The sequence below is a fragment of the Acinetobacter gyllenbergii CIP 110306 = MTCC 11365 genome, assembly GCF_000413855.1.
GTDB lineage: Bacteria > Pseudomonadota > Gammaproteobacteria > Pseudomonadales > Moraxellaceae > Acinetobacter > Acinetobacter gyllenbergii.
The window spans coordinates 1-12,507 of record NZ_ATGG01000057.1 but is presented as its reverse complement, the minus strand read 5'-3'; the positions used below and the strand labels follow the sequence as shown (position 1 = coordinate 12,507).

General features: G+C 36.4%; 20 protein-coding genes and 1 pseudogene. 1 reads left to right on the top strand and 20 read right to left on the bottom strand.

Annotated elements, in window-relative coordinates; translation table 11 throughout:
- The 20 genes and pseudogenes from F957_RS01315 to F957_RS21725 all read right to left on the bottom strand — a co-directional run.
- Positions 1-527, bottom strand: a 527-nt coding sequence (locus F957_RS01315; protein ID WP_016660671.1) for a lysozyme, incomplete at its 3' end; no start/stop codon positions are given.
- Positions 528-615: 88 nt separating this feature from the next.
- Complete coding sequence (locus F957_RS01320) at positions 616-1,368, bottom strand: DUF4882 family protein (protein WP_016540021.1); 753 nt, start codon at positions 1,366-1,368, stop codon at positions 616-618.
- 163 nt (positions 1,369-1,531) lie between these two features.
- The gene (locus tag F957_RS01325) at positions 1,532-2,227 is read right to left on the bottom strand and encodes a hypothetical protein (RefSeq protein WP_016540020.1); all 696 of its coding nucleotides are present in this window, start codon (positions 2,225-2,227) and stop codon (positions 1,532-1,534) included.
- 417 nt (positions 2,228-2,644) lie between these two features.
- Positions 2,645-3,016, bottom strand: a pseudogene (locus F957_RS01330) (putative metallopeptidase); the annotation flags it as partial.
- A 111-nt stretch (positions 3,017-3,127) separates the two neighbouring features.
- Positions 3,128-3,583, bottom strand: a complete 456-nt coding sequence (locus F957_RS01335; RefSeq protein WP_016540017.1) for a hypothetical protein — start codon at positions 3,581-3,583, stop codon at positions 3,128-3,130.
- A 238-nt stretch (positions 3,584-3,821) separates the two neighbouring features.
- Entirely contained in the window at positions 3,822-4,007 is a 186-nt protein-coding gene (locus F957_RS01340; RefSeq protein ID WP_016660670.1) for a hypothetical protein, read from the bottom strand.
- 88 nt (positions 4,008-4,095) lie between these two features.
- Complete coding sequence (locus F957_RS01345) at positions 4,096-4,311, bottom strand: hypothetical protein (RefSeq protein ID WP_016540016.1); 216 nt, start codon at positions 4,309-4,311, stop codon at positions 4,096-4,098.
- 202 nt (positions 4,312-4,513) lie between these two features.
- A complete protein-coding gene (locus F957_RS21985; RefSeq protein ID WP_081401629.1) occupies positions 4,514-4,708 on the bottom strand; it encodes a hypothetical protein in 195 nt (64 codons plus the stop codon).
- An 88-nt stretch (positions 4,709-4,796) separates the two neighbouring features.
- Entirely contained in the window at positions 4,797-5,030 is a 234-nt protein-coding gene (locus F957_RS01350; protein ID WP_016540015.1) for a hypothetical protein, read from the bottom strand.
- A gap of 204 nt (positions 5,031-5,234) precedes the next feature.
- Entirely contained in the window at positions 5,235-5,462 is a 228-nt protein-coding gene (locus tag F957_RS01355; RefSeq protein WP_016540014.1) for a hypothetical protein, read from the bottom strand.
- A gap of 357 nt (positions 5,463-5,819) precedes the next feature.
- Positions 5,820-6,329: a hotdog fold domain-containing protein gene (locus F957_RS01360; RefSeq protein WP_016660669.1), complete on the bottom strand. Its 510-nt coding sequence runs from the start codon at positions 6,327-6,329 to the stop codon at positions 5,820-5,822.
- 908 nt (positions 6,330-7,237) lie between these two features.
- Positions 7,238-7,468: a hypothetical protein gene (locus tag F957_RS01370; protein WP_016660668.1), complete on the bottom strand. Its 231-nt coding sequence runs from the start codon at positions 7,466-7,468 to the stop codon at positions 7,238-7,240.
- A gap of 154 nt (positions 7,469-7,622) precedes the next feature.
- A complete protein-coding gene (locus tag F957_RS21730; protein ID WP_016540010.1) occupies positions 7,623-7,799 on the bottom strand; it encodes a hypothetical protein in 177 nt (58 codons plus the stop codon).
- Positions 7,800-7,979: 180 nt separating this feature from the next.
- On the bottom strand, positions 7,980-8,261 hold the full coding sequence (locus tag F957_RS21980) for a DUF4189 domain-containing protein (RefSeq protein WP_016540009.1): 282 nt from the start codon (positions 8,259-8,261) through the stop codon (positions 7,980-7,982).
- Between the two features lie 15 nt (positions 8,262-8,276).
- Positions 8,277-8,513: a hypothetical protein gene (locus F957_RS21975; RefSeq protein ID WP_016660667.1), complete on the bottom strand. Its 237-nt coding sequence runs from the start codon at positions 8,511-8,513 to the stop codon at positions 8,277-8,279.
- A 237-nt stretch (positions 8,514-8,750) separates the two neighbouring features.
- A complete protein-coding gene (locus F957_RS01375) occupies positions 8,751-9,284 on the bottom strand; it encodes a hypothetical protein (RefSeq protein WP_016660666.1) in 534 nt (177 codons plus the stop codon).
- Positions 9,285-9,376: 92 nt separating this feature from the next.
- Complete coding sequence (locus tag F957_RS01380; RefSeq protein ID WP_016540008.1) at positions 9,377-9,796, bottom strand: hypothetical protein; 420 nt, start codon at positions 9,794-9,796, stop codon at positions 9,377-9,379.
- A gap of 555 nt (positions 9,797-10,351) precedes the next feature.
- A complete protein-coding gene (locus F957_RS01385; RefSeq protein WP_016660665.1) occupies positions 10,352-10,903 on the bottom strand; it encodes a hypothetical protein in 552 nt (183 codons plus the stop codon).
- Positions 10,904-10,905: 2 nt separating this feature from the next.
- Complete coding sequence (locus F957_RS01390; protein ID WP_016540006.1) at positions 10,906-11,319, bottom strand: DUF1064 domain-containing protein; 414 nt, start codon at positions 11,317-11,319, stop codon at positions 10,906-10,908.
- Between the two features lie 179 nt (positions 11,320-11,498).
- The gene (locus tag F957_RS21725) at positions 11,499-11,672 is read right to left on the bottom strand and encodes a hypothetical protein (RefSeq protein WP_016660663.1); all 174 of its coding nucleotides are present in this window, start codon (positions 11,670-11,672) and stop codon (positions 11,499-11,501) included.
- Between the two features lie 57 nt (positions 11,673-11,729).
- On the opposite strand from F957_RS21725, the gene F957_RS01395 reads away from it, so the two are divergent.
- On the top strand, positions 11,730-12,425 hold the full coding sequence (locus tag F957_RS01395) for an ERF family protein (protein ID WP_016660662.1): 696 nt from the start codon (positions 11,730-11,732) through the stop codon (positions 12,423-12,425).
- The last annotated feature ends 82 nt before the right edge of the window (positions 12,426-12,507 follow it).

Sequence of the window (12,507 nt, the reverse complement as noted above, 5' to 3'; positions counted from 1 at the left end):
GCACGACGGCGTACCAAGCCTTTCATAACTTTACCACCACCTTTATTCCATTGGGGAAACTGATCTGCTGCACCCATAAAATCACCGGCATTTAATTTTTTCAACAAAGTTGAATCCTTAAATGCTTGCTCTCCAATGTTGTAAGTCAGGCTCACCAATGCATCAAACTGATTTTGATTAATCACGACTTTTACTGCCTGATTTACTGCAGCCTCAAAGCGCCGCAAATCATGTTGAAAAAAGGACACTGCTTGCGCTTTGGTGCACACATCACCCTTCTTAACTCTAACGCCGCTTGGATAAACCGTGGTACCAAAGCCGATGGTCCACACACCTACGCCATCGTCATAAGCTGCAAGTCGCAAATCTTCAAAACTGGTGATTAAGTTAATCCCGACTCGACTAGTTTTCATTGCTTGATTGGGATTTAGTTGATCTGCAACTTTGTTCAAGTTATCGACTTGGGTCTGTGTGAGCTTGCCACCCGCTAGGACACGTGCAGCATCAAAAAAAGGTTTTCTGTCCATTTTACTTTCCTCTTGGCAATAAAAAAGCGCCCTAAGGCGCAATGAAAAATTTTTATATTAAAAAACGTGTACTTGACGGGTTTTAACGTTAAATTGTATTTCCACAGATATCTTTAGCTCCCGATGGGTAAAGAAATTTGAATTTTGTCTTATCAGTAATTAATTCTATGGATTGACTAAGGCCAATATTTGGTGAAGTAGCATCTAATCCAAAATAACTATATCCATTTGTAAACGTTAATCCTTGAATTTTGTCAACATGATTTGAAATGTACCCTTTGTTTATGCCATTAAAAATCACACCAACTTGTTTTGTGTCTTGATTTACATAAAAGCCAATGTACTGATATCCATCTGCAGTATTAGATACTGGGATTTCTAATAATCCAGTTGAACCATCTTTCGTACTTCCTACGATAAAAGCTACGCTATTAGGATTTGCAGAACCTTGTAAATGATTTGTGTACATAGCAATTAACTGATATTTACCACCAGCATAAGCTCCCTCTGCAAAATTTGGATATGTCATTATTTGTTCACTATTGGGTAAAAGTACGGATGGAACCTTAAACTTATATTCATAAGCAAAAATCCCTGATTGTGGTGGGATAATCACATTTACTTTACCTTGTAAAGCTTGACTATTAGCGGCTACATACATTTTAGAAGTAGCTGATAAACTCAATCCAGTACTCTGTCCAGAAACGATAGGAAACTTTTCAAAGCCTGGATATACAGTGGAAATTTCTGCTTGAGTTGCATCAAAGTTATAAGTACAGGCAGCAAAAGCACTTCCTATGGTGCCCACACTAATTAATGTACCAATTATTAATCTTTTCACTTATTTCACCTTTTTTATAATTGAACGTTTAGTATAAATAGACATTTATAAATTATTGCTAAATCAGATGAGTGGAAATAAACAAAAGCACCCTAAGGTGCTTTAATTTCTACTCACCCTTGTTTACATATTGGCCTTAATTAAGGTCATTTCTTGTAGTAATTCAGCTTGAGCTCACCGAAATAGTTGTGGTAAACATTGCGTTTTCGTCCGTGACAGTAGCAATCACGTTAAAATACGCGGTTCCCACAAATGCTGGGATACTTTGTGTTTCACGGAACAGCTCAATCATTCCATCAGTTGAAGTTATAACATGCTCCACAGCAGTTGCTGATACATAAGTCATTGTGTATTTTACAGGCAAGTCCGTGGTTTGATATGAACTGCCTTCCAGAGTTAATCCCTGCTCAGAATTGCCTGAATTAAATCCAATATTGGATTGGCCTGCTGCGACACCATTCACATCTGCTAATCTTGCACCACTCAATACTCTAGCTAAAGTTGTCACATTAGGAACAATCATTTCAAGCTTGTCACCAATATTTGCCTGAATACCAGCATGATAACCATAAACTACGTCTGGGGAATTTTCGGTTCCCAAATCAAGCTGCCCCTCTGTCCAACTCAATACCCCATTCTCATACGTACAGTTGGTCAGTTCCCAATCTGATGTATCAGGATTAGGAATACTGGTAACCCCAATTACACTAAATCCAGGCAACACATCAACCTGTTCAAGATTAGTCATAACCTGATCATAAGATACGTCATTTTGAATACGTACTAGTGCGACATGGCCTTCTGGAATACTAGTATCTGTTAATTGTTCAAATAGCATTTCTACTGCGTTGTTTACCATGAGTAAACTCCTTTAAAATTATGTTTTAGTTGCTTTAAAAGTTTAGGTTATTCAAATAATTGCCCTTAAGAGCTATTCTGTAGTACTTGAACAACTCCTTTATTTTTAACACTGATTTTCTGTGAAATACAGAATATCGAATCAACAATAATGTTTAGTTGTGATAGCAAAATTGATAGGAGTAAAACCGCCCTAAGGCGGTCGAGTTCATAATTACTAATTAATAACGGGCTTCTGTATCTTCTTCTTTTCGTTGTTTATCACTCGAACCGAAGTAGAACGCAACTACCGAGCCTGACCATCCGAGAATTGCACCCAGAGCGACGTTAACGAGGTCACGGTTCTTATCTGGCATCTCAATAAAGAAAAGCCCAATAACACAAAACAATGACATTGCTATCGCAGCAAAGGCCAAATAGCATGCTGGGCATACGTTGCATCAATCGTGATTAAGTAATCAGGCAAATCATTGAACCATTGATAAAACTGTTCTTCTTGCCGCTCTTTCTTCCATCCACCCGCATTAATCATGATCTTTTCAGTTTGACCAACAACAAATCGACCTTGTTTTTGAAATCCACCTTTCGCCCACATCACGGCGATCTGCGGATAGTAGAACGATCCCCGATGTGCATGATCTGGATTGAAAAGCTTATGTTCAGGATTGAGGAAAATAGTCTTTATCCATCTCCATAATTCTGGTGCTGGTGCAAAGTTTGGAGTGTCTTGAGCAAAGATCCATTCAGGTGGGTACGGGCGTTGCTGAATTACAAATCCGACTTCATTCATAAATTTCATCCATTAAAAAAACCGCCTGCTGGGCGGTTCGCTGAAATTCAGCTATTGCTAGATATGTACCACTGGTTCGAAGAGCAAAACATATCTAACAGAACTAAAGAACTAGTTTAAATTAAGTCTTTTGTATTCTTGGCTGTTAAAGTAAGCCTTTATTTCCTCTGGTGATTTTTTTGCTTTTGAAGTATTGGATAGGACTTTTAAAATATCCGAATCGAAATTTAAATCTGGTGGAATATCTCCAATTTTGGGTGGCAGTTTTTTAACTCCACCTTCAGTAATTTTTTCAATGAGATTGGACAACCACAATACGAATTGATCTTTATTTTCAGGGTTGGGAACTAGACTCACAAATACATTTAAATGCCCGCTAGGTGGCTCTTCTTGAAAACCCTTAACGAAGTTAATTTGGGTATACATCAACTTTAGATCAGTATCTCTTAATTCTTCACGCAGTTGATTAATAACTAGATTTAAGCAATCCTCCAGTGGTGCGATAAATTTATTATCACCTTCAAAACGCTTATAAATATTATCAGCAATACGTAAATATTGTGGCATTTTTCTACCCTCTAATTCCTTGTAGAGTCCTGAGTATGCAAGATCAAATATGGATGTTAAGTAAACTTTATTGACTGTTTTGTGATTATTGTTAACCAATATTGCAATCACCCGCGACAACAAAAAATATATAACTTTCAAATTAAAGATTTGTGAAACATAGTTCAGCGTCTAAATAAAAAGCCCTGCTTATTACAACTGAATCGGCAGGGCTTGAATTCAAATTACTCAGCTAGTTCTAACAGTTACCTTTCTTCGCTTGTCCTGGTGGGCAGAATCGACCATTTCCTTGACCCTCATAGTATCGCCCATCAATTAGACGACCACCTGGGTCTACTACTACACTTCCTTCTTTTGTATGAACAGCGCAAGCCGTTAGACTCATGCTACTCAATGCAATCATTACTAATAAAATATTTTTCATAATTAACTCCCTTTACGATAAAAAAATAGAATTGATCTAGGCCAATTTCAATAAAAATTTTGTATCGTTCTAAAACAAATTTTATCAATCATTCCTTATTTAAGAAGTCTCTAGTCCAAGTGAGTGTCTCCAGAGCTTCTGTATGTGGTTGGGAGTAATTCTTGATCTCTTTATAATGTTCCCCAAGCTGCTTTAAGAATTCTTCTTTAAAGCCTGGATTGTGTTTATCTAATGCTTTCGCAAAGCTTGCAGAGATGGATGCAATGATTAAGTGAGTTTGGTTGATTGGGTTCTCTTTAGTCATATCAATTCCTTTTAATAAAAGTAAAAATTAATTATGTCGAATTAATATCAAACAGTAATATAAGTATTGAATAAGCATCAAGAGTAATTTTTCTAACGAACTCAAAAGAAAGCCCATAAGTTTCTAATTCTTAATGTTTTTATGTAGTGTGTTCTGTAATTAAGATTTCGAAAGGTAACAACCAACACGAATAAGGTAATATTTACATTCTATTCATCTGTCTATGCCTGCGTACAAGCCCTAATACAGATTTGCGTACTCGTATCTCTTCTTCAGAGAAAGGAAGATGCACTCTCAATTCTTCAATTGACAAAGAGCAGTTCTCTATCAAAAAACAGTCTTGTTCAGTTGTCCAGATTGAGGCAATAAGTTCAGGTTTGATCCGGGTTCTTTTCATGCAGGTATTCTAACGATTTTTGGTCAATTAAAAAGTCCAAATTCAATGAATCATTTATAAAAAAAACCTCCCGAAGGAGGTGTATGTGTTATTCAATCTTGTAAATAAGTACATTCTTACTTACAACCTGATAAAGCTTAGGCCTTTTGAGTAACTCTAGAAATTCTGCTGGTACATCATCCCCTGTGGCTTCATAAATCCACTTAATAATCGGGGTGATTTTAGAATTCCAATTAGAATCAATGTTGATCTTTGGTTCAATGATTGATTGAATTCGAGTTTTAGTTCCAGTCACTATATTTTTTAAAGTAATGATTGTCATAATTCTCTCCTTAGTTGGAGATTTTTTGTACCATGTCCATTCTTTACAATGAGTGAGGCTTTAATAAATTAATGTTATAAGTACGATGTTCTTGTGCATAAAAGTAACTAAAAGCTTAAATCTAATTCAAGGAAAAGATGACTTAAACATTACCAATTTCAGCCACACCAAAGATATTAAAAAGATGCCTCAGTAATAGCTTAATCACTTAAATCTTCTTAACCAATCTTGCTTCAATTGTTCAACCTCTTCTTGCGTCAAGTTAGGATTGTAATATACATAAAATTCTCTATTGTCTAGCTCAAACACTGACGGTACATAGCGACCATTTGCTGTCCAGTAGTTCTCTGGTGGGCTTTCATTAGTCGACATATGAGTAAAACCAAAACCACTAAATGTTCTATATGCTTCATGCACTTCAATAGTTTTCATTGATCGTCCTTATTTTTATAAAAAGTGATCAATCTTATCAAAAAACATCCTACGGAACTTTAAAATTCCTAAACCGCTTAGTGCAAGATTCCTCATCATTTTGAAAGTCTGTATCTTTTAATCATAAAAAAAAGCCCATCAAAAATTAATCTGATGGGCAAAAGGGTTCAATTTAATCATGTCACAATAAATTAAACCCATCGTAGTGCTATCAGCGTGAAGCGCTACGACTTCGTGAATTTACTGAATTGAGCGTGAACCAACAAGCGTATTTCCTGATCTTTGACAACTAGAGAACAATGATTACTGAAAGTTTACAACCACAAAGCTCTTAAAAATTGCTGTAAAGTTTGCCTTCTACTTCTTTTCAGTTACCCAAAGCTTAATTACACCATCAACAACTAACACGCCGTCTTTTCTATGGGCTTGCACTTTAATATCGAAATCACCAATTGCCCAATCACTTTCAATCGTAGCTGTTAATTTAATATCTGAATCCGCTTTAGCTAAGTAATTAACTTGCATCCCCTTGGGTAACCATCTTAAATGAGTTGGGACAGATGCCTCAGCTAAAACTCCCATCACAAACTCCAATCCATTGCATATAGCAATAACATGAACAGTTCCGATATGATTTTCTACAGATTTTCGCATTTTCATGTTCGCAATGCATTTGAGTGTATCCAAACTTTCAATGATTGGGTCCACTGTTTGAAAGTACGGCGCTACCCTGCTTACGACTTTTGAAAGTATCGATAAGCCACCAGGGATCTTTTTTAGAGATTTAAAAGCGGTTAGTACATCATTCTCGCGTTTTAGGCTTTCGCCCCAAATTTTTTCTCTAAAGTTAGAAATGTAGTTGCTCATTTTAAAGCTCAAAAAGTACACTTGATGTAAAAATATAACTAAAGTTTAAATTTCTTATTGTTTCGGCTTGTATTGTTTTCAATCATTTGAGATAACTTTCTATTAATATCCTCTAATGAGCTCTATATTAGCGAGGCTTTAATGTGCCGAAGTAAGATCCGCTAGTTGACTTGTATTACACTAATGCGTGTGAGGATTAAAAAACCTCCAAAAGGAGGTCTAATCAAATCTTTTGCGTGCTTGGCGAATAAGTTCATCTAATTCATCTTGCGTCAGGTCCTTTGACCGATAGACATAGATTTCTTTGACTGAATTAAAACAAAATTTACTATAGAACCAAAATATTTCTTCAGTCATTGATTTAAATTTGGTGAATGTAAATTTTTTCCCTTTTAGTTTTGCAATAAAAACAGTTTGCATCATCGATTCTCAGAATTTCATGTTAATAAATTTTTAAGCATCCGTTCAATCTATTCGAGCATCATTGCAAAACCCTTGATTGCTTGTAAAACAATCGATTAGATTTATTTAATGGTTTAAAGAATTACTATCAAGCGTTTTAATCAACATCTGACAATCACACAACAATGTTTACATTAAGTTTACGACCTATGGTTTTATTGATTGAATAAAAAAGCCCATCAAATTAATGATGGGCTTTCTGGTTTAACCTCTTTTTTGGCATGACCAATTAAACCAATCGCAATACCGTCTGAGAACAGTATAGCGAGAAACTAAAATACTGAAATCAATTAATATCATCAAGCTAATGACTTTGATATTGACAAGAGTTGAACAATTATTACTGAATGTTTACAGCCAACATATTTCATATTTAAAGGTCTCACCCATAAATATATTCTTGACGACTCCAACTTAAAATTTTTATGCTTTCTCAAAACCATAACTTAAGAATATTGTTTAATTTTTTCAGCAAGGTATCTATTAGCTATTTTGCTAGTCTCAATGAAAGGTAACTCATCGCAAAGCCAGAAAAAATATGATTTTTCACCAACAAAATAAGTTTGCCTTTTGTAAGTCGATGTTTTTCTTGAATCTATTTCACTGGCCTTCAGATATGCGCTTTTACGATTTGCCACAACTTCGCCATCTAGATCACCGCCAATACAAATATGCATCTATTTAATCCATGAAATTATGAATCAAATTTTAACATATAAAAAAACCTCTCGAAGGAGGTTAAAATAAAATTACCTATTTAAACAAAAATCAATAGCTTCGCAAGATTAATGAATATTTTCCTTCCATTAATTAGAAGCTATTTATTCCAAATCATTTTTGAGAATCAAGACATCGCTGCTTCAATTCATTCATTGCACTTGGTGGCATTGGTGCTGCTTTCTTACTGTGATAATAAGTGCACTCTTGACTTTCCACTTCTGGTTTAAGTTGATAACTGGTGCATGCTGTAGTAAGCAATGCAGCAAAAGAAATGATTAAAATTTTCATAATTTATCCTTTGGTTTATTTATTCCTTAGCTTACATAATTATTATTAAAATCGCCAATTTTTGCTTTTAACTTTTCTCAAGATAACAAAAAAGCCCACCTTTCGATGAGCTTTTAAAAGAATTACATGGAATGTGAAGGTGCTGCTAGTTTGTCACAACCCATTGCATGGCTCTACCTTTTACAAACTACATCCAGAATAAACAATGCGACATGATTGCTGATTGTTTAACGAACAAAAAACCATTGCAGCTTCTTTAGCTTTATCTTCTGAAACATTAAATTTAATTTCAGATTTTTGACCTCCTTTAATCGGGTCTGCCACTGCAACGCAGCCATTTTTATATGTATGTGACAGTTCACATTTTTGTCCACCATCCTTTTGACACCCTTTTAATGCATTTATTTGTGCTTCTTCTTTAGATTTAAAATTTCTTGTAGAACCAAATGCACGCCCATTCAAACCTTTACTTTTATCTTAGGCTATCGCTCCCCACAATATTTCAGCCGAAGGATATAAAGTTGGGCTATCATTGGCATTTCCACTGCTAGCCCCACCAGGAATTGGAGCACATCCCTGAACACCTTGCCCACCTATAGGATAATAACCAGAAGGACAATTGCCTTCAGCATGTGTATTTGTAATGCCCAAGAAAATGATTAGAGCAAAGAAGATGTATAATTTGAAAAACTTATTTTTACTAATCGCTATCATGTTATTAACACCTTTATAAATGTAAACTTATTATCGCTATTAAAACCGAAGCAAGGGTTAGATAAAAAAAGCCCACCTTTCGATGAGCTTTCATTGCTTGGTCACGGATAAACCGTAATACGACCAGTATAGAAAAACTATAGCTTAATTTTCGTTAAAACGAAATACCTTTATTCCTGTTATTTTTCAAATCTCAGAAACGAAAAAAAAGCCCATCTTTCGATGGGCTTTTAACTATTAAAGTACAGCTATTGAAGTCGGTATAACATCCGACTCATCTTCGCAGATAAGAGTGAAATTAAAATATACATCCCCATCAATTTCAGGAATGGTCTTTGTATATCGATACAATTCTGTTGTTCCATCAATAGAAGTAACCACTTGCTCAATTTGTGTCGTGGAAACATAAGTCATTTGATACTTAACAGGTAAGTCAATTGTTGAAAAACTCTCCCCTACATCCAAGATAGTAAAAGCATTTGTGTGTCCATTATGACTATTATTAAAACCATAGTTGGTTCCACCAAGGTCAAATGAGTTATACGTCGACATTAAACGGAAGCCACTGTGGACTTTGTCAATTGATAGCAAATGATTAGCAGCAATTAATTCAATCGTATCACCAACATTTGCTTTAATACCTGCATGATATCCATACATTACCATTGGTGATGCTGGTGTTCCAAAGTCAGTAGATGTATTGTCCCAAACCAATTGGCCATTTGAATAAGTACAATTATCTAGATACCAATTATTTGTTGTGGTTGTCATCTCGATAGCCCTTCTGTAATTTATTATTTAATAAAAGAAACCTAATAATCAGTAGGTTTCAGCAGATGTTAAGTTATTGAGCTAACTCAGGCTTAAATGCCCAGTAAAGCGATCGCTAAAGCAGATTTCCAATTTAACTTGGCACCATTTACACAAGTTGTTGATTGCTGGGCACCAGTTAAAATGTTTATCCATGTCGTAACAAAACTTTCAACAAATGCTTCAGTAAAGTTTTTACGCATATTGCGGATCCACTCTAAGTCCTGATCTTTCAACATGTCTTCGATGATTTCTTTTGGTAAAGCTTCACCAGTTGCTTGCAATGCATCAGCAAGACCTTGAACGATGGAGATAAAAATACCAAGACTTTTAGTACAGTTACGAATCTCTTTTAAGATCGTTTCTACAATTCCAACGACTTCATCAGTAATCTGACTTTCATCTACATAGATCGAAGTACCATAAAGTTTCTTAATAATGGTTACATACATTTGACGTTCTTGAAGTGTCATTTCATTTTCCTTTTTTTGGATATAAAAAAACCACCCGAAGGTGGTTAGAAAAAACGCTAACCGACATGGATAGCGCTGCACTCCCCAGAATGGGGAATTCTTTAAAATCTCATGGTTTTGATATAGTGGATTTATTCATCCACAATAAAAAACCGCCTTTCGGCGGTCTTGAAATTAATTACTGAATCTACTAACGCAATATTTATAATTCTCTTCTTTACTTACATGGCCACCTATATGAACACATGAGCAAAAGTTCTCAGTTTGGTTGTATTTAATGGTTTTTGGTACATCTACCCCATAACATCTAGAATCAATTCGCGATGGTTTACGGCCAAATAATGAGTGACCACTTGCAAGCGAATACCACACCCCACCGACTACGATGCAAATAAGAACTAGGATTGGCGCATTTATTTTTAACATTATTTTTTTTAACCATTCCAATAGCAAAAAAGCCCTCACAATGAGAGCTCTTAATCTGAATCAATGCTTTCATTTGCAATTCGACCAGTATAGAAAAAATATACCTTTGTTTCCGTGTGAAAGGAATACTTATATTTTAATTTCTTTAAAAGTATTTCTTTTATATACATCAATTGCTTTACCAGCTTCTGATATGGCTGATTCAATCGCAAGCGTCATCAACTTTTCATATTGCTTCCAAGTCATACGATAGCAATCAACTTTCATTTGATGGCCACGAATCCCCACATATGCCAATCTCCCTTTGGCTGTGTAATTTTCCTCAAGCTCTGGATCTAGTGCAAAGTCCAACACCATCTTTGCAATCAACCAGGACAAGTGATATATAGCAATTCCTTCTGGTTCTCTTTTCTTATCAGCCACGGCGTTTTTAATCATTATGTTGGCTAGATGCTGGCGCACATATTCATAGTCACTTTGAGCCTTTCCTTCGAACACAATTAAAGCCGTTACCGACTTTGCAAGTTGAGTTTCCATAGAAGCAATAGCACCCAAGCGATCTTGATAATCCAATGGTTTTTCTCCTGTGCCACGCACACTTGGTTCAAGATTTGGTGAACTCGCCGTCAGACCATGAGCCAACCATTCAAATTGTTCAAACTTAGTTGCTAATGTATCCATGCTCATACCTCGGAAATATCTATGTTGTGAACCGTTTTCATTAAGTGTTTTTTAGTGCGATAACTCGCTAACTTTCTTGTTGCTGCAGACTTCACATCCTCAACAATGTATGTGCCTTCGCCATTGTAGTAAGTGAAATCAGCGAAGTATCTAACTGCAGGCTTTGCCCTTTTCTCACCCTCTAATTTTGTTTTAGGTGCCAGTTCAAATTTTGTGTGATGTTCTAATCTGGAAATCTCCCCACGTTGCTGCATCGCTTTAAGCTCAATGTACCGCTTATATTCTTTCTTACTATCAAAAGTCAGACCATCACACTCAACCTTGCTTGAATTGAACTTATTGCGTTTAGCTGCCTTGGGTTTATCGCTTTGCTTGAGTATTTCACGGCGGTATTGATCGATACTCATTGAGGTCATTCTTATAACCACCCAAAACATTCCAGCCGATTAATGATTGTGGTCATTTAGACTCCTTCTCATGAATTTCGGCTTGAATAGCTTTCGCCTTCGAATAGTCGTCAAGAGCACATTTTGTTGGTCCTAACCCTAGAAGCAAAATCAACCATGATTGATGCTTCCATGCATTCCATCTTTCTTTAATACTTTTCATTTGAACCAACCTTGAGCGCTTGCTCGATTGTTTTATCTAATTGAAGTAGCTCGCTGTAATCAGTGTTTGACAGTCCACTACGATTGTATTTTCCTCGTAATTTGTCACGACGAGCAACTACTTTTGCTAAATCCTTTCTTTGAGTTTCTGCAAGTTTCATGCTGCATTCCCCTTTTGCTCAAAGCCAATTGCAGTCAAATACTCAGCCCACTTCTGGATGTTCTTAGGATCTTTCAGCATCGTTTCTAAGCGCACAGCAAGTTGCTCATGTGATTCATTGCCTACGGCGTATTTACCGAAAGCAGGAATACGGGATAGCCTAGAAGACATTCTTGAAGGTGTTAAGCCGCTATTGCAAAAGTACGGCGCTACCCTTGTGGTCAGTGATGAAGTGCAAGAGATTGGCTCTGTTGTGGTGATTACAGCTAAAGCAGTCTTTACCGATGCTCATGGTGAACAAACCATGACCACCGCTCATGCTGGCGTGGAGATTAATAAAAAAGGAATGGATGTAGCCCAGACATTTGGCTCATCCAGTTCTTATGCACGTAAATACGCATTGAATGGCCTGTTCCTGATTGATGATACTCAAGATGCCGATACTGATGCATACCATCAGCAAACCAATGCACAGACCCGTAACAATCAACAGAATGCCCCTGTTCAAAATCAGCAACACAATCAAAACCAACAACCTGCTCAACAACAACGCCAGCAGCAAAACCAAAATGCTCAACCAAATGCAGCGCAGCAACTGACTAATGATTTTCAGCAAGCTTTAAACGCGATTCATCACACCGACAAAGAAGCAGATCTAGGCGAGATCTATAAGCGATTTAAAGGCACTCGCTATGAAGCTCAGATTGTGCAGGCGTGCAAGGCAAAAAAGGACATGGAGGGTTGGAGTGCGTAAAAACCTACATCTTTAAGTATGTGGCCAAACTTCACGGCAAAGGCAGCTTACGAGGACGTGTAGAGGCTACGACAGCTCTCCA

Bases quoted from the DNA above. Each gene is read 5' to 3' on its own strand.
- F957_RS01340 (WP_016660670.1), bottom strand. From the start codon at position 4,007: ATGAAAAATATTTTATTAGTAATGATTGCATTGAGTAGCATGAGTCTA.
- F957_RS21730 (WP_016540010.1), bottom strand. From the start codon at position 7,799: ATGAAAATTTTAATCATTTCTTTTGCTGCATTGCTTACTACAGCATGC.
- F957_RS01385 (WP_016660665.1), bottom strand. From the start codon at position 10,903: ATGGATACATTAGCAACTAAGTTTGAACAATTTGAATGGTTGGCTCAT.
- F957_RS01375 (WP_016660666.1), bottom strand. From the start codon at position 9,284: ATGACAACCACAACAAATAATTGGTATCTAGATAATTGTACTTATTCA.
- F957_RS21725 (WP_016660663.1), bottom strand. From the start codon at position 11,672: ATGAAACTTGCAGAAACTCAAAGAAAGGATTTAGCAAAAGTAGTTGCT.
- F957_RS21975 (WP_016660667.1), bottom strand. From the start codon at position 8,513: ATGATAGCGATTAGTAAAAATAAGTTTTTCAAATTATACATCTTCTTT.
- F957_RS01390 (WP_016540006.1), bottom strand. From the start codon at position 11,319: ATGACCTCAATGAGTATCGATCAATACCGCCGTGAAATACTCAAGCAA.
- F957_RS01395 (WP_016660662.1), top strand. From the start codon at position 11,730: ATGTTCTTAGGATCTTTCAGCATCGTTTCTAAGCGCACAGCAAGTTGC.
- F957_RS01380 (WP_016540008.1), bottom strand. From the start codon at position 9,796: ATGACACTTCAAGAACGTCAAATGTATGTAACCATTATTAAGAAACTT.
- F957_RS01355 (WP_016540014.1), bottom strand. From the start codon at position 5,462: ATGAAAACTATTGAAGTGCATGAAGCATATAGAACATTTAGTGGTTTT.
- F957_RS01360 (WP_016660669.1), bottom strand. From the start codon at position 6,329: ATGAGCAACTACATTTCTAACTTTAGAGAAAAAATTTGGGGCGAAAGC.
- F957_RS01350 (WP_016540015.1), bottom strand. From the start codon at position 5,030: ATGACAATCATTACTTTAAAAAATATAGTGACTGGAACTAAAACTCGA.
- F957_RS21985 (WP_081401629.1), bottom strand. From the start codon at position 4,708: ATGAAAAGAACCCGGATCAAACCTGAACTTATTGCCTCAATCTGGACA.
- F957_RS01335 (WP_016540017.1), bottom strand. From the start codon at position 3,583: ATGCCACAATATTTACGTATTGCTGATAATATTTATAAGCGTTTTGAA.
- F957_RS01345 (WP_016540016.1), bottom strand. From the start codon at position 4,311: ATGACTAAAGAGAACCCAATCAACCAAACTCACTTAATCATTGCATCC.
- F957_RS01370 (WP_016660668.1), bottom strand. From the start codon at position 7,468: ATGCATATTTGTATTGGCGGTGATCTAGATGGCGAAGTTGTGGCAAAT.
- F957_RS01325 (WP_016540020.1), bottom strand. From the start codon at position 2,227: ATGGTAAACAACGCAGTAGAAATGCTATTTGAACAATTAACAGATACT.